Source organism: Inquilinus sp. CA228 (assembly GCF_052078665.1).
Taxonomy (GTDB): Bacteria; Pseudomonadota; Alphaproteobacteria; order DSM-16000; family Inquilinaceae; genus Inquilinus.
In genome coordinates this window covers 61,100-77,796 of sequence record NZ_JBQJIK010000020.1, presented here as the reverse complement: position 1 = coordinate 77,796, position 16,697 = coordinate 61,100, and the positions used below count along the sequence as shown (strand labels likewise).

Annotated in this window: 17 protein-coding genes; 12 read left to right on the top strand and 5 right to left on the bottom strand. The window is 69.3% G+C overall.

Going from position 1 to position 16,697, the window contains the following annotated elements; genetic code table 11:
• The first annotated feature begins 3 nt into the window (after positions 1-3).
• The gene (locus ACTOWL_RS12190) at positions 4-930 is read left to right on the top strand and encodes an HNH endonuclease (RefSeq protein WP_441321496.1); all 927 of its coding nucleotides are present in this window, start codon (positions 4-6) and stop codon (positions 928-930) included.
• 35 nt (positions 931-965) lie between these two features.
• Here the strand turns inward: ACTOWL_RS12190 and ACTOWL_RS12185 are convergent, their stop codons facing one another.
• Positions 966-1,835: an SDR family NAD(P)-dependent oxidoreductase gene (locus ACTOWL_RS12185; RefSeq protein ID WP_441321495.1), complete on the bottom strand. Its 870-nt coding sequence runs from the start codon at positions 1,833-1,835 to the stop codon at positions 966-968.
• Between the two features lie 36 nt (positions 1,836-1,871).
• Here ACTOWL_RS12185 and ACTOWL_RS12180 point away from each other — a divergent pair, with 36 nt between their 5' ends.
• Both ACTOWL_RS12180 and ACTOWL_RS12175 read left to right on the top strand, forming a co-directional pair.
• Positions 1,872-2,450 (top strand): TetR/AcrR family transcriptional regulator, encoded by a 579-nt coding sequence (locus ACTOWL_RS12180; RefSeq protein ID WP_441321494.1) that lies wholly within the window; start codon positions 1,872-1,874, stop codon positions 2,448-2,450.
• A 92-nt stretch (positions 2,451-2,542) separates the two neighbouring features.
• On the top strand, positions 2,543-2,935 hold the full coding sequence (locus ACTOWL_RS12175; protein WP_441321493.1) for a GFA family protein: 393 nt from the start codon (positions 2,543-2,545) through the stop codon (positions 2,933-2,935).
• Between the two features lie 46 nt (positions 2,936-2,981).
• Here the strand turns inward: ACTOWL_RS12175 and ACTOWL_RS12170 are convergent, their stop codons facing one another.
• The gene (locus ACTOWL_RS12170) at positions 2,982-3,272 is read right to left on the bottom strand and encodes a BolA family protein (RefSeq protein WP_441321492.1); all 291 of its coding nucleotides are present in this window, start codon (positions 3,270-3,272) and stop codon (positions 2,982-2,984) included.
• Positions 3,273-3,436: 164 nt separating this feature from the next.
• Here ACTOWL_RS12170 and ACTOWL_RS12165 point away from each other — a divergent pair, with 164 nt between their 5' ends.
• From ACTOWL_RS12165 to ACTOWL_RS12145, 5 genes are all read left to right on the top strand, one after another.
• On the top strand, positions 3,437-4,018 hold the full coding sequence (locus tag ACTOWL_RS12165; RefSeq protein ID WP_441321491.1) for a J domain-containing protein: 582 nt from the start codon (positions 3,437-3,439) through the stop codon (positions 4,016-4,018).
• A gap of 34 nt (positions 4,019-4,052) precedes the next feature.
• Positions 4,053-5,033 (top strand): cobaltochelatase subunit CobS, encoded by a 981-nt coding sequence (gene cobS, locus ACTOWL_RS12160; protein WP_441321490.1) that lies wholly within the window; start codon positions 4,053-4,055, stop codon positions 5,031-5,033.
• A 133-nt stretch (positions 5,034-5,166) separates the two neighbouring features.
• Positions 5,167-7,023: a cobaltochelatase subunit CobT gene (gene cobT / locus ACTOWL_RS12155; protein ID WP_441321489.1), complete on the top strand. Its 1,857-nt coding sequence runs from the start codon at positions 5,167-5,169 to the stop codon at positions 7,021-7,023.
• A gap of 117 nt (positions 7,024-7,140) precedes the next feature.
• Positions 7,141-7,359: a hypothetical protein gene (locus ACTOWL_RS12150; protein WP_441321488.1), complete on the top strand. Its 219-nt coding sequence runs from the start codon at positions 7,141-7,143 to the stop codon at positions 7,357-7,359.
• A complete protein-coding gene (locus ACTOWL_RS12145) occupies positions 7,356-8,534 on the top strand; it encodes a helix-turn-helix transcriptional regulator (protein ID WP_441321487.1) in 1,179 nt (392 codons plus the stop codon). The genes ACTOWL_RS12150 and ACTOWL_RS12145 overlap by 4 nt, the downstream gene beginning before the upstream one ends.
• On the opposite strand, the gene ACTOWL_RS12140 is transcribed toward ACTOWL_RS12145, so the two are convergent.
• Complete coding sequence (locus tag ACTOWL_RS12140; RefSeq protein WP_441321486.1) at positions 8,531-9,442, bottom strand: LysR substrate-binding domain-containing protein; 912 nt, start codon at positions 9,440-9,442, stop codon at positions 8,531-8,533. The two genes, ACTOWL_RS12145 and ACTOWL_RS12140, sit on opposite strands and share 4 nt — an antisense overlap.
• Before the next feature lie 108 nt (positions 9,443-9,550).
• On the opposite strand from ACTOWL_RS12140, the gene ACTOWL_RS12135 reads away from it, so the two are divergent.
• The 3 genes from ACTOWL_RS12135 to ACTOWL_RS12125 all read left to right on the top strand — a co-directional run bounded on the left by ACTOWL_RS12135 (position 9,551) and on the right by ACTOWL_RS12125 (position 14,017).
• Positions 9,551-10,846: a beta-propeller fold lactonase family protein gene (locus ACTOWL_RS12135; RefSeq protein ID WP_441321485.1), complete on the top strand. Its 1,296-nt coding sequence runs from the start codon at positions 9,551-9,553 to the stop codon at positions 10,844-10,846.
• A gap of 65 nt (positions 10,847-10,911) precedes the next feature.
• Positions 10,912-11,481 (top strand): GNAT family N-acetyltransferase, encoded by a 570-nt coding sequence (locus ACTOWL_RS12130; protein ID WP_441321484.1) that lies wholly within the window; start codon positions 10,912-10,914, stop codon positions 11,479-11,481.
• 61 nt (positions 11,482-11,542) lie between these two features.
• On the top strand, positions 11,543-14,017 hold the full coding sequence (locus ACTOWL_RS12125; protein WP_441321483.1) for a DEAD/DEAH box helicase: 2,475 nt from the start codon (positions 11,543-11,545) through the stop codon (positions 14,015-14,017).
• A 31-nt stretch (positions 14,018-14,048) separates the two neighbouring features.
• Here ACTOWL_RS12125 and ACTOWL_RS12120 read toward each other — a convergent pair whose 3' ends face one another.
• Entirely contained in the window at positions 14,049-14,537 is a 489-nt protein-coding gene (locus ACTOWL_RS12120; RefSeq protein WP_441321482.1) for a GNAT family N-acetyltransferase, read from the bottom strand.
• 260 nt (positions 14,538-14,797) lie between these two features.
• Between ACTOWL_RS12120 and ACTOWL_RS12115 the strand changes: the two genes are divergently transcribed.
• Positions 14,798-15,667: a glutamate racemase gene (locus tag ACTOWL_RS12115; protein WP_441321481.1), complete on the top strand. Its 870-nt coding sequence runs from the start codon at positions 14,798-14,800 to the stop codon at positions 15,665-15,667.
• A gap of 3 nt (positions 15,668-15,670) precedes the next feature.
• Here the strand turns inward: ACTOWL_RS12115 and ACTOWL_RS12110 are convergent, their stop codons facing one another.
• Positions 15,671-16,597 (bottom strand): SMP-30/gluconolactonase/LRE family protein, encoded by a 927-nt coding sequence (locus ACTOWL_RS12110; protein WP_441321480.1) that lies wholly within the window; start codon positions 16,595-16,597, stop codon positions 15,671-15,673.
• Positions 16,598-16,697: the final 100 nt, after the last annotated feature.

Here is a 16,697-nt window from a genome sequence, read left to right as displayed (position 1 = left end):
TCGGTGAGCCGCGACGCTCAAATCCGCATGGCGGCCGTCGAACATGTCGAGCGAATAACCGTCGGCGATATCCTGACGTCGGAACAGCTTCGTACAGGCTTCTCGTTTGCAGGCCAGCGGATACCGCTCATCAATCCACGGCGTGGCATCTTCAAGCCGAAAGTCATGGACTATGTTCTCAGCGTGCTCACTGCCTACCCGCGGACTGGAGCGCGGGTCTGGTACGATGATCAACTCCGTGTTCACGAGCAGATCGAGCGCGGCGACGAACTGATCGACTATGCCTTCATGAGCACGGATCCTGCCGCCGCCGACAATCGCTGGCTTCGCGAAGCATGGGAGACGCAGACCCCGATCCTCTATTTCCTTGGGGTTGCGCCTACCCGCTACATGAAAATCTGGCCGACCTATGTTGCCGAATGGCGGCCGTCCGAACTGAAGGTGCAACTGGCGTTTTCAGCCATTGCGGAGACATCGGAAGCCAAGATCGTCTGGGGTGTGAGCGAACCACCAGCCCGTCGATACAGCTTCCAGCTCATCCGCCAGCGTCTTCATCAAGCGACATTCCGAGAAGCTGTTCTGACCGCCTATGGCAACCGCTGTGCCTTCTCCGGCTTGCCAGAGCCACGGCTACTCGACGCCGCCCACATTATCGCCGATGGTCACATCGACCTCGGACAGCCGATCGTTCCGAATGGTCTGCCGATGTCGAAAATCCACCACGCCGCCTTCGATGCAAACCTGATTGGGATCGATCCGGACTTCCGGATTCACGTCAGCGAGGCCCTACTATCGATCGATGACGGCCCGATGCTTGAACACGGCTTCAAGGACATGGCCGGCCAAGCCATCCGGCTGCCTAGGAGGCCCCGCGACTACCCCGACCGGGATCGATTGGCAGAGAGATTCGAACGCTTCATGGGCCGCTGACGACCCATGAAGCGCCGACAGTATCGGCATCCCGTCTACCCTCGATACACCGGCGCCCCCGAGGGCGAGCCGGTGGCGCCGCCGTCGACGAACAGGTCGACGCCCTGGACGTAGCTGGCGTCGTCCGAGGCCAGGAACAGCACGGTCTTCGCCACCTCCTCCGGCTTGCCCATGCGGCCGAGCGGGATGCCGCGGCTGAGGCGCTGCACCAGCGCCGCGCGGCCCTCCGGCGTCGGCGCCACGGCCGACCAGATGTCGGTGTCGGTCGCGCCGGGCGAGACCACGTTCACCCGGATGCCGCGCGGCGCCAGCTCCGACGCCAGCACCTTGCCCATCGACCGGATGCCGCCCTTGCTGGCGGCATAGGCCGACCAGCCGGCCGCGCCGAGCCTGCTGTGCACCGAGCTGGTGAGGATGATCGAGGCGCCGGCCTTGAGATGCGGCAGCGCCGCCTGCACCGCGAAGAACACGCCGGTCAGGTTGACGCGGACGATCTGCTCGAACTGCTCGAACGAGGTCTGGCCGAGCGGGGTCATGCCGCCGATGCCGGCATTGGCGAAGACGATGTCGAGCCGGCCGAAGCGCTCCACCGCCCGGGCCGCCGCCCGCTCCATCGCCGCGGCATCCGCCGTGTCGGCCTGCAGCGCCAGCACGGCGTCGCCCAGTTCGCGCGCCGCGGCATCCAGCGTCTCGCGGTTGCGGCCGGTGATCACCACCTTCGCGCCCTCGGCCACGAACAGCCGGGCCGTCGCCAGGCCGATGCCGGCATTGCCGCCGGTGATCAGCGCAACCTTGTCCTGCAACCTCATCTCGCTCTCCTGCGATCCGGGCTGGCGGCGACGGCCGGCCGAGCCCATATTCTGGATGATGATCGTCATCTCGATCGGGAAGATGATAACCATCATCCTGATTGTCAATGACCGGCCGAGGAGGATCTTTCGTTGGGCCATTCGCGACAGGACAAGGCGGCCAGCCACGACCGCATCGTGCGCATCGCCGCCGGCCGCTTCCGCGAGGCGGGGGTCGGGTCCGTCGGCGTCGCCGAGCTGATGCAGGAGGCCGGGCTGACCCATGGCGGCTTCTACCGCCATTTCGGCTCGCGCGACGAGCTGGTGGCCGAGGCGCTGGAGGAGGCGCTGGAGCAGAGCCGGGCGACCACCGCCGCCGCGCGCGAGGCGGGCGCCGGCTACGCCGAGATCGTCGCCGAGTATCTGAGCCCGGCGCATCGCGACGCGCCGGCGGCGGGCTGCGCCGTGGCCGCCCTGGCCAGCGAGGCCGGGCGGCTGCAGGACCGGCCTCGGGAAGCCTTCACCCGGCACATCGAGGCCAGCATGGAGACGTTTTTGGCGCTGCTGCGGGCGAAAAACCCGGCCGCCACCCGCGCCGACGCGCTGCTGGCCATCAGCGCCCTGGCCGGCGCCGTGGCCCTGGCCCGCGCCGTGTCCGACCCGGCGCTGTCGGACGAGATCCTGCGGGGGGTCAGGGAAAAGCTGGTGGCGCTGGCCGGGCCGAACGCGTGAGGTCGGCGACACGGCCGTCGTGCATCCTTGATGGCCGCTCAGCGGGGTTCGTTGTAAGCATTCCGACCGCTTGATTGTGGAGGAGACGCAGCATGGACCGATTCACGGGCGGCTGCCTGTGCGGCAACGTCCGGATCGTGGCGTCGGGACGTCCGTACCGGGTCGGCCTTTGCCACTGTCTCGACTGCCGCAAGCATCATGGGGCCTTGTTTCACGCCTCCGCGATCTTCCCTCAGGATGCGGTGACGATCGACGGCGAAACACGCGACTACGCCGGGCGGTTTTTCTGCCCCCGCTGCGGTTCGTCCGTTTTCGGGCGCAGCGCAGACGAAGTCGAAGTGAACCTGGGATCCCTGGATGCTCCTGACCAGCTGATGCCGACCTACGAAAGCTGGATCATTCGTCGCGAATCCTGGTTGCCGCCGTTTCCGCTCACGCGACGATACGACCGAGATCGTGACACCACGGGTCGCTTCGAGACGTAGCTCGGCCACGGCACCGGCACGGTGGCGCTAGACGGGGCCGCAGGCGTCAGCCGCGGGCGCCTGCCTTCGCCGCCTCTTCCGGAGTCCGGGTGGTCAGCGACAGGGCGTGCACCCGGTCCTGCAGCTCGGCCGCCAGCAGGTCGTAGACCAGGCGCTGCCGCTCGACCCGCGACTTGCCGGCGAAGGCCTCGGACACCACCAGCACCCGGAAATGGCTTTCGCCGCGGCCGTCATGCCCGGCATGCCCCGCATGGCGGTGGCTGTCGTCGATGATCTCGAGCTGGGCCGGGGCCAGCGCCTGCTCGATCTTGCGGCGCATGCGGTCGGCGATCTGCATCGGTCCTCTCCTCGATCCGGCCTCTGGTGATAGCAGAGGCGGCGCCGCGGCGGGAGGGCACGATATTCCCATATGAAGCAAGCCCCGATGCTGCGACACGAGGGCAGGGCAGATTTCCGCCGCGTCGACTTGTCAGGCGAAAACACCCTCCCCATACTCGCACCATGGCCACTGCGAACCGCAGAGAGTACCGGGCATTCGAGGAGCCGGCGCCGGCGATGCGCCGCTGCGACCACCCGGACTGTGCCTGCGCCGGGGAGTTCCGGGCGCCGAAATCGCGGCAGCGGCTGAACGACTACTGGTGGTTCTGCCTGGAGCATGTGCGGGAGTACAACCGCGCCTGGAACTATTACCAGGGCATGAGCGCCGACCAGATCGAGCGCGAGGCGCGGCGCGACACGGTGTGGGACCGGCCGACCTGGCCGATGGGGTCATGGCGGGCCGAGCAGCGGCTGCGCACCCGGATCTATGAGAGCTTCGCCGAAGGCGCGGGCGACAACCCCTTCCACGCCGGCCGCGAGGCGCAGGAGGAGGCGAAGCAGGGCCGCCCCCCGACCGAGCAGGAGAGCGCGATGAAGACGCTCGAGCTGGCTCCTCCCTTCGACCTGAAAACCCTCAAGGCCCGCTACAAGGCTCTTGTCAAACTGCATCACCCGGACGCCAATGGCGGGAGCCGCGATGCCGAGGAGAAGTTCAAGACCATCAACCACGCCTACAGCGTGCTGAAGGCCGGCTTCGCCTCGTGAACCGATACTCTGGAACTTGGACTTCGACTGGATCATGAGCGCTGACACCTCCTCGACGCTGCCCGACATCAAGGTGTCCGTGCGGCAGACCTTCGGCATCGACAGCGACCTGCAGGTGCCCGCCTTCTCCGCCGCGACGCAGCACGTGCCGGATGTCGACACCGCCTACCGGTTCGACCGCGACACCACAATGGCCATCCTGGCCGGCTTCGCCCACAACCGGCGGGTGATGATCCAGGGCTATCACGGCACCGGCAAGTCGACCCATATCGAGCAGGTGGCGGCGCGCCTGAACTGGCCCTGCGTCCGGGTCAACCTGGACAGCCACATCAGCCGCATCGACCTGGTCGGCAAGGACGCCATCGTGCTGCGCGACGGCAAGCAGGTGACCGAGTTCCGCGAGGGCATCCTGCCCTGGGCGCTGCAGAACCCCTGCGCCATCGTGTTCGACGAATACGACGCCGGCCGGCCGGACGTGATGTTCGTGATCCAGCGCGTGCTGGAGGTCGAGGGCAAGCTGACCCTCTTGGACCAGAACCGGGTGATCAAGCCGCACCCGGCCTTCCGCATCTTCTCCACCGCCAACACCGTCGGCCTGGGCGACACCACCGGCCTGTATCACGGTACCCAGCAGATCAACCAGGGCCAGATGGACCGATGGTCGATCGTCGCCACGCTGAACTACCTGCCGCATGACGCCGAGGTCGAGATCGTCCTGGCCAAGGTGCCGGACTTCGACACCGAGGAAGGCCGCAGCAAGATCAGCGCCATGGTCCGCCTGGCCGACCTGACCCGCGCCGGCTTCATCGGTGGCGACATCTCGACCGTCATGTCGCCGCGCACGGTGATCACCTGGGCCGAGAATTCACGCATCTTCGGCGATGTCGGCTTCGCCTTCCGCCTGACCTTCCTGAACAAATGCGACGAGGTCGAGCGCTCGACCGTGGCCGAGTACTACCAGCGCTGCTTCGGCACCGAGCTGCCGGAAAGCGGCGTCCGCGCCCATCTGGCGTAAGCCTATTTTTCCTGTCATGCCCGGGCTTGACCCGGGCATCCAGAGAGCGTCGACACCCTCTGGATTGCCGGGTCAAGCCCGGCAATGACAGACTGAGGAGACAGCGGCGAAAGCCGCAGAGACGAAGCAGGCGATGCCCCAGGACGACAGCCCGATCGAGGTGTTCAAGCGCGCCACCACGGCGACGGTGCGGGCCATCGCCGAGCGGCCCGACATCACCGTGGCCTATTCCAGCGAGCCGGCCGGCGTCGCCGGCACCCGGGCGCGGCTGCCGCAGCCCTCGCGCCTGCTGACCTCGGCCGAGGTCGCCAAGGTGCGCGGCGCCGCCGATGCCGTGGCGCTGCGCCTGCGCCACCACAGCACCAAGGTCCACGCCGCCCGCATGCCGCAGGGCGACGTCGCCCGCGCCGCCTTCGAGGCGCTGGAGCAGGCGCGCTGCGAGGCGATCGGCGCCACCCAGATGGCCGGCGTCGCCGGCAACCTGGCGGCGGCGCTGGACGACCGCTTCAAGCGCCAGGGGCTGGACCGCGTCACCGAGCGCGAGCAGGTGCCGCTGGCCGAGGCGGTGCGGCTGGCCGCGCGCGAGGCGATGACCGGCGAGAAGCCGCCGCCGAACGCCCGCCATGCCGCCGAGCTGTGGCGGTCCTGGCTGGAAGGCCGCATCGGCCGGTCGCTGCACGAGCTGGCTGATTCGATGGACGACCAGGAGGCCTATGCCCGCTGCGCCAAGCATCTGCTGGCCGAGCTCGACGTCGATGTCGGCCAGGAGGACGAGAGCCAGGAGGACGAGGACGGCGAGGACGACGACAAGGCCGACGGCGAGCAGCCGGAGGAGCAGGGCCGCGAGGGCGAGCAGGTCAGCGCCGAGGCCGACGACAGCGACAGCGACCCGGAGAGCGGCGACGAGACCGACGCCGAGGGCGCCCAGCAGGAGGAGGCGTCGGACGATTCCGACGAGTTCTTGACCGAGGACACCGAGGCGCCGGGCCAGCCCTGGCGCGACGACCAGACCGGCGCGCTCGACCCGAACGGGCTGAACTACAAGGCCTTCACCACCCAGTTCGACGAGATGGTGGCGGCCGAGGACCTGTGCGACACCGACGAGCTGTCGCGGCTGCGGCTGATGCTGGACCAGCAGCTGCAGCACCTGCAGGGCGTGATCGCCAAGCTGGCCAACCGGCTGCAGCGCAAGCTGATGGCCAAGCAGACCCGGTCCTGGAACTTCGACCTGGAGGAGGGCATCCTCGACGCCGCCCGCCTCGCCCGCGTGGTGATCAACCCGCTGACGCCGCTGTCCTTCAAGATGGAGCAGGACACCGACTTCCGCGACACGGTCGTGACCCTGCTGATCGACAATTCCGGGTCGATGCGCGGCCGGCCGATCACCATCGCCGCGATCGCCGCCGACATCCTGGCGCGGACGCTGGAGCGCTGCGGCGTGAAGGTCGAGATCCTCGGTTTCACCACCCGCGCCTGGAAGGGCGGCATGGCCCGCGAGCGCTGGATCCAGCAGAGCAAGCCGCAGAATCCCGGCCGGCTGAACGACCTGCGCCACATCGTCTACAAATCCGCCGACGCGCCCTGGCGCCGGGCCCGCAAGAATCTCGGCCTGATGCTGCGCGAGGGCGTGCTGAAGGAGAACATCGACGGCGAGGCGCTGCTGTGGGCCCACAACCGCATCGTCGGCCGGCAGGAGCAGCGGCGCATCCTGATGGTGATCTCCGACGGTGCCCCGGTCGATGATTCGACGCTGTCGGTCAACCCCGGCAACTATCTCGAGCGGCACCTGAAGCAGGTGATCGAATACATCGAGCGCTGGTCGCCGGTGGAGCTGGTGGCGATCGGCATCGGCCATGACGTGACCCGCTACTACCGCCGCGCCGTGACCATCGTCGACGCCGAGCAGCTGGGCGGCACGATGATCGACAAGCTGGCCGAGCTGTTCGACGAGGAGCCGAAGAAGGCCGTCACGATGCGCCGGGCGAGCTGAGATCAGCCGGCCCGAGGCTTTTCATCATCCCATGCGCGAATCGCCGCGGCTTTGCCGCCGCGGCTCCACACCGTTGCCATAATAAAAGTGCTCTAATGGCATCGAGAAAAACACGGTATGATCCTTCCGATCGAGGAAGACGGTCGCGGCATCGCCGCGATGTCGTCCTCGTGGATCGGCGTTGTTGAGGAATCGGGCGGCTCGACTAGCGGCGTATTTTCCTGTTCTAGGATATTTTGGAGCGCGGGAATGCCGGTGTTCCATGATCGACTTGCGGGCGGCGCGCAGGCGGCGGTTGGTTTCGATCCGGCGAACCACGGGGGGGTGGCCGGGTGACCGCGGGCGCGCAGGTGATCCTCCGGACCGTGCAGCGGATCTACGACGCCGCGATGGAGCCGGAGGAGTGGCCGCATTGCCTCGACGCGGTGCGCGACCTGGTCGGCGGCTCGCATGCCGTGTTCACCACCAACAGCCTCGACGGCGTCCAGCTCTCCACCTGCTCCCGGATGGATGCGCGGCAGCACGGCGACCGCTGCGACCAGATCCTGCACAGCGATTTCTGGACCGAGCAGATGCAGCGGTTCCCGGCCGGAGCCGCCCGCACCCAGTCGTCCCTGGTGCCGGTCAAGGACTATGAGCGGACGGATTTCTACCAGCAGCTGATCCGGCCGATCGGCGGCGGCCTGGCGGCGGTGGCGGTGCCGTGGCGCGGCACGTCCGGCTGGTCCGCCGTGCGCATCTGCCGGCCGCTGGCCGAGCGCGATTTCGGCGCCGAGGAGTTGAACCGGCTGCAGGCCCTGGTGCCGCATCTGGCCAAGGCCGGCAAGCTGAACCGCCGCCTGGCCGGCGTCGACCCGCGCGCCACCGGCGCCCTGGCCGCGATCGACGCGCTGGGCCTCGGCCTGATCCTGCTGGACCGGCACGGCCGGCCGGTGTACCGCAGCGAGCGGGCCGAGGCGGTGATCGCGGCGCGCGACGGGCTGCTGGCCGACGCCTACGGCATCGCCACCACCCTGCCGGCGCAGACCCGGGCGCTGCACCAGGCGATCGCCGCGGCGATGCTGCTGGCCGGCGGGCCGGACACGGCCGATGCCGCGCTGAACCGTGCCGCCGCCACGATGCTGCGCATCCCGGTGTCGCGGCGGCCGCCGAACGGGCCGCTGATCCTGAGCGTCATTCCGGCCCCGTCAGCGGACCGCGGCGCGGTCCCCGGCGAGCCGGGCGCGGTGGCGGTGCTGATCTCCGACCCCGACCGCCGCTGCCGCATCGACACCGCCGGCCTGGCCAGCGCCTATGGCCTGACCCGGCGCGAATCCGACCTGGCGGCGCTGATCGCCGGCGGCCTCGGCCCGGCGGAGGCCGCCGAAAGCCTGGGCATCTCGATCGGCACCGCCCGCCACTACCTGAAGCAGGTGTTCGAGAAGACCGAGACCCACCGGCAGGCCGAGCTGGTGCGCCTGCTGCTGCACAGCTTCGCCGCCCCCGACCTCGGCACCGCGACGGAACGCTAGCCGCCCGCCAGCCCGCCGCCCGCATCCGCCAACAGGCGCCGCAGCCAGCCATGGCCCGGATCGCTGTCGTTCCGCCGATGCCAGAGCATCGTCTCGTCATAGCCCGAATGGTCGAACGGCAGGGGAAAGGCGCGGACGCCCGGCCACTCCGCCATGCGCAGGACGCGCGTGGACAGGGTCGAGATCATGTCCGTGCCGGCGATGATGCGCGGCACCGCCAGCGCGTAGGGCAGGCTCATCGCCACCTGCCGCTTCAGGCCGCGATCGTCGAGGATCCGGTCGACAGCCCCCTTCAGGTCGCCGACATGGGTGACCAGCAGATGGGGGTATTTCAGGTAGAGCTCCAGCGTCAGCTCGTCCCGGACCTCGGGATGGTCCGCGGAGACCAGGGAGACCCAGCGCACGGGGAACAGCGGCGCACGCCGGATCGTCGCCGGGGCATCCGGCAGGATGGTCAGGGCGAGGTCGACCGTACCCTTCTCGAGCGCTTCGACCATATCCTGCCGGTGCAGGGCGCGCAGGATGACCGAGACCTTCGGCGCCTCGGCCCGCAGCCGGGCCATGACGCCGGGCATCAGGACGGCGGCGATGTGATCGGTGGCCGCGATCCGGAACACCCGGCCCGACCGCACCGGCTGGAAGCGCCCGAGGCCGCCCAACGCGTCCTCGATCTGGCGCAGCGCCGCCCGGATCGGGTCGGCCAGGTCCAGCGCCCGCTCGGTGGGGCGGACCCCCTCGGCATGGCGCACGAACAGATCGTCGCCGAACAGGCGGCGCAGATGGGCCAGGCGCTTGCTCATCGCCGGCTGGCTGAGCCCGATCCGCTCCGCCGCCGCGCTGACGCTGCCCTCGCCGAGCAGCGCATCGAAGGCGACCAGCAGGTTGAGATCGACGGCGGCGAGGTTCATGGGCGCCTCACTGTATTTCCCTGAGGAATAGGCAGATAGCGGATATCGATTGGAAGAATATCGGTCAACATGAGACCACTGCGCCCGCTTCGACGGGAGAACCACCGCATGCGACCGCATCTCGTGCTTGCCGCCCTCAGCCTGCTCGTGCCCTCGGGTCCCTCCGGCGCGCAGGACGCCCCCGGCAGCATCCTGGCCGCCCTGTCCGACACCGACATGGTGCCGACCGTCTACGAGACCGGCGATCTCGGGCCGGCCGATCCGCGTCACCGCGACACGCTGTCCCTGATCTCCGGCGCCGAAGGCCGGCTCAGCGCGAGACCGCTGGAGGTCTCGAACTCGACCAACGGGCCGCCGGGATCGCTCGACCTGTCCCCGGACGGCCGCTTCGCCTTCGTCGCCGAGACGTTCCGGCCACGCTCGCCCGGGATGACGAAGCTGAGCGAGCTGGTGCCCGGCACCGGCCTCCGCTCGGTCGACATCCGGCCGGGCCGCGATCCCGCGGTCATCGACCAGGTCAAGATCGGGACCCGGCCGCAGGCGATCCACCTCAGCCCCGATGGCGGCCTGATCGTCGCCGTCACCACCGATGCCGACCGCGAGCTTTCCTTCATCCCGGTGCGGGACGGCCGCTTCGGCGCGGTGACGCGGTTCGGTCTCGACCTGCCGCCGTCGGGCGGCTTCATCCCGCTGAAATCCACCTGGGTGCAGTGGCACCCCGGCGGCCGCCACATCGCCGTCAACCTGGTCGACCGCGCCCAGGTGGCCTTCTACGCGATCGAGCGGGACGCCGCCGGGTCGGTCGCAGCGATGCGCCCATGGGGCAATCGGGTGCAGACCAACAAGTTCCCCTTCGTCGGCCGCTTCTCGCCGGACGGCCGGTTCTACGTCACCTCGGACCTGCAATGGGGCGTCGACACGCAAGGCTTCTTCGGGGTGCGCGAAGGCATCCTGACGACCATCCGCCTGGCCGAGCCCGGCAGCGACGGCGATGCGGCGCGCCACACTGTCCCGCATATCGCCCTGGGCGGCTGGGGATCGGAGACCATCGCCTTCAGCCCGGACGGCCGCTTCCTGGTGACCTCGAATCTGCGCGGAACGGGAAAGCCGGACGGCTCCCCCGACTGGACCCGCGAGGCGTCGCTCAGCCTCTACGAACTGGACGGCGGGACCGGCCGGCTCACGCCACATGGCGATTGGCCGATCGCCGCGGTCCTGCCGCAGGGCCTGGCCTTCGACCGCGACGGCCGGACCCTGTTCGTGGGTGTCAACCGCACCCGCGACGGCAGCCCCGGCGGCGCCGTCGAGGTCTGGCGGATCTCGACCGAGGACACGCCGGTGCTCGAGCCCACCGGGGAACGGATCGGGCTGCCGCCGGGCGTGCATACGCTGGTCGCGCGATAGGCCGGCCGCTTGACCGGCCGGCCGGGATCGGTCTTTGCTGCGCCTTCCCGATTCAGGAGGCGCCCATGCCGACCCCGGAGCCCGCACCGGTGCTGGAGACCGCCCGGCTGATCCTGCGCCCACCCAGGGCCGAGGATTTCGACGGCTGGGCCGAGTTGATGGCCGATCCGGAGGCCGCGCGCTTCATCGGCGGCGTGCAACTGCGCACCGTGGCCTGGCGCGGCTTCCTCACCATGGCCGGCGCGTGGACGATCCAGGGCTTCGCCAATTTCTCGGTGATCGAGAAGACGACCGGACGCTGGATCGGCCGGCTCGGCCCCTGGCAGCCGGAGGGCTGGCCGGGCACCGAGGTCGGCTGGACCCTGTGTCGCGCCGCCTGGGGCAAGGGCTACGCCACCGAAGGCGCCTCGGCGACGATCGACTGGGCCTTCGACCATCTCGGCTGGACCGAGGTGATCCACTGCATCGCGTCGGAGAACGAGCCGTCCAAGGCGGTGGCGCGCCGGCTCGGCTCGCGCTTCCGCGGCCTGGACCGGCTGCCGGCGCCGATCGACGCCAAGGTCGAGATCTGGGGCCAGAGCCTTGAAGACTGGCGGGGGCGAGATCGGATAAAGTCTGCCCCTTCACCCGAATAGCCCCTCATCCCGCCGAACCGACCGGACATCCATGACCGCCACGCGACGAGCCCCGAAGCCCGTGGCCAAGCCACGCAAAGAAGCGAAACTCTCGCGCACCCTGCAGCCCGCCGATCTGTCGCCGGTGGAATGGCAGCGGGCTTTGCGCCGCCAATTCGGCCGCGAGCAGGCCTTCACGCTCGAAAACCTGACGAACGAGCCGTTCTTCTCCGAATTCCGGATTGGCAATCCGGTTTCGAGGTCGAGTTACCGCGTGGTCATCCGAGGACCGGGTCCCGGCGGCAACTACTGCAGCTGCCCCGACTACACGACCAATGAATTGGGCACCTGCAAGCACATCGAGTTCACGCTGGCTCAGTTGGCGCAGAAGCGCGGGGCGAAGACCGCGTTCGCGCGCGGCTACCGGCCGGCGTTTTCCGAGTTGTATCTGCGCAACGACGGCGGCCGCCGCATCTATTTCCGGGCCGGAACGGATTGTCCGCAGCAGGTGGCCGAAGCAGCGGAAGGCCTGTTCGACACCGGACAGGGCGGGGTGCTGCGGGATGACCGCTTCGGCGAAATCGAAGCCTTCCTGGCCGCCGCCTCGAACAGCGGGCACGAGTTGCGGGCCTATGACGATGCCCTCGATTTCATCGCCGGACGGCGCGACGCCGTTCGGCGCGCCGAACGGCTCGAGCAGCTGTTCCCGAAAGGCGCTGCCGATCCCGGGTTCTCGAACCTGCTGCAGGTGCCGCTCTATCCCTACCAGGCCGAAGGCGCGCTGTTCGCGGTCCGGGCCGGGCGGGCGCTGATCGGCGACGAAATGGGATTGGGCAAGACGATCCAGGCGATCGCGGCCATGGAAATCCTGGCGCGCCATTTCGGCCTGGCGAAGGTGCTGGTGGTCTGCCCGGCCTCGCTGAAATACCAATGGCAGAGCGAGATTCTGCGCTTCTCCGGCCGGCGGGACGAGACCGCGGCGCGGGTCATCGGCGGCGGCCGGGCGCAACGCCGGAAGGACTACGCCCTCGACGACTTCTGCAAGATCACCAATTACGAGAGGCTGGCGCCCGATCTCGACCTGATCGCCGACTGGGAGCCGGATCTCGTGATCGTCGACGAGGCGCAGCGGGTGAAGAACTGGAACACCATCGCCGCCCGCGCCCTGAAGCGAATCGACAGCCCTTATGCGATCGTGCTGACCGGCACGCCCCTGGAAAACAAGCTGGAAGAGCTGGTTTCGATCGTCCAGTTCATCGATCAATACCGGCTGGGGCCGATCTGGAAGCTGCTCTACGAGCATCAGGTCAAGGATGAGGGAGGCCGGGTCACGGGCTATGACGGGCTCGAGAAGATCGGCCAGACCTTGGCGCCGGTCATGATCCGCCGGCGCAAATCCGAGGTGCTGCGGCAATTGCCGAGCCGGACCGACCAGACTCTCCTGGTCCCGATGACCGAAGGGCAGATGGCCCATCACCAGGAGAATGCCGACTCGGTGGCCCGCATCATCCAGCGTTGGCGCAGGATGAAGTTTCTGTCGGACAAGGATCAACGGCGACTGACCTGCGCTCTCCAGAACATGCGCATGTCGTGCAACAGCACCTATCTCCTCGATCGGGAAACCGATCACGGGGTCAAGGCCGACGAACTGGCGGCGCTGTTCGCCGATCTGTTCGCGGACCCGGACGCCAAGGCGGTGGTGTTCTCGCAATGGACGCGCAGCCACGACATCGTCATCCGGCGCCTCGAAGCGCAGGGGATCGGCTATGTCAGCTTCCATGGCGGCGTGCCGTCGGAGAAGCGTCCGGCCCTGATCGAGCGGTTCCGCGACGATCCGGCGTGCCGGGTGTTCCTGTCGACCGATGCCGGCGCCTCCGGCCTCAATCTACAGCACGCCTCGACCCTGGTGAATTTCGACCTGCCGTGGAATCCGGCGCTGCTCGAGCAGCGTATCGCGCGGATCCACCGCATGGGCCAGACGCGGCCGGTTCGGGTGATCAATTTCGTGGCGAAAGGAACCATCGAGGAGGGCATGCTGTCGGTGCTGGCCTTCAAGCGGTCCCTGTCGGCCGGAATTCTCGACGGCGGCGCCAGCAGCATCTCGCTCGGCGGCTCGCGCCTCACCCGATTCATGAAGGATGTGGAATCCGTCACCGGGCAGATGGGCCAGGGCGAAACCGTAACGCCGGCCGAGGAGGCCGGAGCCGTGGCGGGCGTGGACGGCGTCGACGCTGCCGAAGCCGCCGAAGCCGCGGAGGAAATGGGGGCCGGGATCGCGGTCGCGCCTGCGAAGGCCGATGCGGCCCCGCCGCATGGATCGCACGCCGACCCCTGGCAGGCCCTGGCGCAGATGGCGGTGCAGCTCGTCGCGGCCGTGGCGGCAACGAAGGATGCGGATGCGCCAGCGCATCCCTGGATCGAGCACGATCCGACCACGGGGACACGAAGCCTCAAACTGCCGCTCCCGCCGCCCGCAGTCGCACACCAGCTCGCCAACGCGCTTTCGGCCTTCGCGGAGGGATTGCGCGGCCGATTCGGCGAACCGCCGTCGCCTTGAGACGGCGGTGGCGCGGCCGGACGCAGCCCGGCTAAGGCGGCGCCACGGCCTTGCTCAGGCGGCGGGTGGTCGGCGCGAAGCCGGCCGCCTCGTAGCAGGCCACGGCCCCGACGTTGAACTCCCAGACGCCGAGCTCGAGGGTGCCGATGCCGCGGCCCCGCGCCCAGTCCTCGGCATGGCGCAGCAGCAGCCCGGCGATGCCGCGGCGGCGGTGGCCCGGCATCACCACCAGATTGTCGATCTCGGCGATGCGGCGCTCCGGCCGGACCGCATTGGCCGCGACCGTCCGTTCGATCAGCGTGGCGAGGCCGGCCAGGGCGCCGCCGTCGTCGGCGACCAGGATGGCGCTGCCGGGCCCCGCGATCAGGCCGGCGACCAGCTCCGGGCTGCGCACCGGGCCCTCCGGCTCGACGAAGAGATCGGGCCGGATCTCGCGGTGAAAGCGGTCGAGCTCGGCGAACAGGACGCAGAGGGCGGCGTGCTCGTCCGGACGGGCCGGGCGGATAAAGATGGGCGGCATGTCGGGTCTCCTGATGGCGCCGCACGGCTCCGGAGACCCCACATGGAAATGCCGCCGGAACCGGCGGCATGGGATGGGCATGAAACATCGTCCCCGCCGCCTCAGAAGGGCGGGGCACCGTATCGCGGAGCGGGGCGAGGACGACGGATCATGCCGGCAGGCTATCGGCGGGCCGGGCCGCGGTCAACCGCGGGCGGCCCGAACGCCTTGAGAATGCCCTCGACATCCGCTACCGCCTGGGCAGGATCACGGGGATGCGGATGATCGGGGTTTTCGATTCGGGACATGGCGGGCTGACGGTGCTGCAGGCGCTGACCCGGCACCTGCCGCAGCAGCGCTTCCTCTATCTCGGCGACCACGGCCACGCCCCCTACGGCAACCGCGAGCCGGAGGAGATCTACCGCCTGACCGTGGCGGCGGTGGAGCGGCTGTTCGGCCTGGGCTGCCGACTGGTGGTCCTGGCCTGCAACACCGCCGCAGCCACCGGGCTGCGCCGGCTGCAGCAGAGCTGGCTGCCGCAGCACCATCCCGACCGGCGGGTGATCGGCGTGCTGGTGCCGATGGTGGAGGCGATCACCGGCGTGCCCTGGATGGCCGACATCCGCACCGGCCGGCATCGCGGCGAGCCGCGCACGGTCGCCATCTTCGCCACCCGCCACACGGTGCGGACCGGCGCCTTCGTCGAGGAGATCGGCAAGCGCGCGCCCGAGATCACGGTGGTGCAGCAGGCCTGCCCGGTGCTGGTGACGCTGATCGAGCGGGCGGCGCCGGAGCCGGTGCTGCGCCGCGCCGTGCGGCGCTATTCGGCCCTGCTGATGCGGCAGCTCAAGGGCGTGCCGCCGGACGCGGTGATCCTGGGCTGCACCCACTACCCGCTGGTCGCCGGCCTGTTCGCCGAGACGCTGCCGCCGGGCGTCGAGATGCTGTCCCAGCCCGACATCACCGCCCGCAGCCTGAAGGCCTATCTGCAGCGCCACCCGGAATTCGACACCGCCGGCGGGGCCGAAACACCGCCGCTGTTCTTCACCACCGGGGATGCGGATCAGGTCTCCACTCTCGCCACCCGCTTCCACGGCCGCCCGGCGCCGTTCCGGCCGATCGGGGCGGAGGCGCTGGCCGGGGTGCCTTGAACCCTATCGGGAAAAGGCCAGCGGGCTTCCCGGCTCCGGCCATTCCATCGCCGCCAGCCGCCCGGTGCCGGACAGGGTGATGTAGGCGGTCCTCCGGTCCGGCCCGCCGAAGCAGATGTTGGTCACGATCGGATCGTCCGGCAGCATCACCTGGTCCAGCACGGTGCCGTCCGGGGCGATCACGGTGATGCAGCCGGTGATCAGCGTGGCGACGCAGATGTTGCCCCGGGCATCGACGGCCAGGCTGTCGAAGCGCTGGTAGCCCGGCAGGCCGCACACCAGCCGGCCGCCATGCGGCGACGGAAACGGGTGCCGCTTCGGCTGCCCCGGCGCCTCGAGGTCGAAGGCCCAGAGGCGGCCGGTCTCGGTCTCCGACACATAGACGACCGAATCGTCCGGCGACAGGCCGACGCCGTTCGGCGTCTCCATCGGATAGGCGACCTCGACGATGCGCGACCCGTCGGCCCGGCCGTAATACAGCCCGCCATAGTCCCGCTCGCGCTCGCGATGCTTGCCGTAATCGGTGAAGTAGAAGCCGCCCGACCGGTCGAAAACGATGTCGTTCGGGCCGCGCAGCGGGTGGTCGCCGCAGCGATCATAGAGGGTGCGGACCTCGCCGGTGGCGAGGTCGAGGCGTTCGATCCGGCCGCTGGTGTAGTGCGGATGCACGCCGCGGCGCATGCGGTTGAAGCCGCCGTCGTGATGGAACAGGAAGCCGCCGTTGTTGCAGACATAGAGCGCGCCGTCCGGCCCCAGCGCGAGACCGTTGGGACCGCCGCCGAGCTGCGCCACCACCTCGACCGTGCCGTCGGGCCGGACCCGGCTGACGGTCTCGCGCTGGATCTCGACGAGCAGGACGGAGCCGTCGGCCTCCGCCACCGGCCCCTCGGGGAACTGGAGGCCGCTGGCGAGAATGCGGATGTCGGGCATTGGTCCTCCGTCGGATCGGCCCGGATCGGGCTGCGGCTTCGTTATCGGCTTCCGCACGATACCGCTGCCGCCGGTCCCGTCCAGGCCGATCTGGCCGGCG

Bases quoted from the DNA above. Each gene is read 5' to 3' on its own strand.
- ACTOWL_RS12185 (WP_441321495.1), bottom strand. From the start codon at position 1,835: ATGATGGTTATCATCTTCCCGATCGAGATGACGATCATCATCCAGAAT.
- ACTOWL_RS12175 (WP_441321493.1), top strand. From the start codon at position 2,543: ATGGACCGATTCACGGGCGGCTGCCTGTGCGGCAACGTCCGGATCGTG.
- ACTOWL_RS12170 (WP_441321492.1), bottom strand. From the start codon at position 3,272: ATGCAGATCGCCGACCGCATGCGCCGCAAGATCGAGCAGGCGCTGGCC.
- ACTOWL_RS12165 (WP_441321491.1), top strand. From the start codon at position 3,437: ATGGCCACTGCGAACCGCAGAGAGTACCGGGCATTCGAGGAGCCGGCG.
- cobS (WP_441321490.1), top strand. From the start codon at position 4,053: ATGAGCGCTGACACCTCCTCGACGCTGCCCGACATCAAGGTGTCCGTG.
- cobT (WP_441321489.1), top strand. From the start codon at position 5,167: ATGCCCCAGGACGACAGCCCGATCGAGGTGTTCAAGCGCGCCACCACG.
- ACTOWL_RS12150 (WP_441321488.1), top strand. From the start codon at position 7,141: ATGATCCTTCCGATCGAGGAAGACGGTCGCGGCATCGCCGCGATGTCG.
- ACTOWL_RS12140 (WP_441321486.1), bottom strand. From the start codon at position 9,442: ATGAACCTCGCCGCCGTCGATCTCAACCTGCTGGTCGCCTTCGATGCG.
- ACTOWL_RS12135 (WP_441321485.1), top strand. From the start codon at position 9,551: ATGCGACCGCATCTCGTGCTTGCCGCCCTCAGCCTGCTCGTGCCCTCG.
- ACTOWL_RS12130 (WP_441321484.1), top strand. From the start codon at position 10,912: ATGCCGACCCCGGAGCCCGCACCGGTGCTGGAGACCGCCCGGCTGATC.
- ACTOWL_RS12120 (WP_441321482.1), bottom strand. From the start codon at position 14,537: ATGCCGCCCATCTTTATCCGCCCGGCCCGTCCGGACGAGCACGCCGCC.
- ACTOWL_RS12115 (WP_441321481.1), top strand. From the start codon at position 14,798: ATGATCGGGGTTTTCGATTCGGGACATGGCGGGCTGACGGTGCTGCAG.
- ACTOWL_RS12110 (WP_441321480.1), bottom strand. From the start codon at position 16,597: ATGCCCGACATCCGCATTCTCGCCAGCGGCCTCCAGTTCCCCGAGGGG.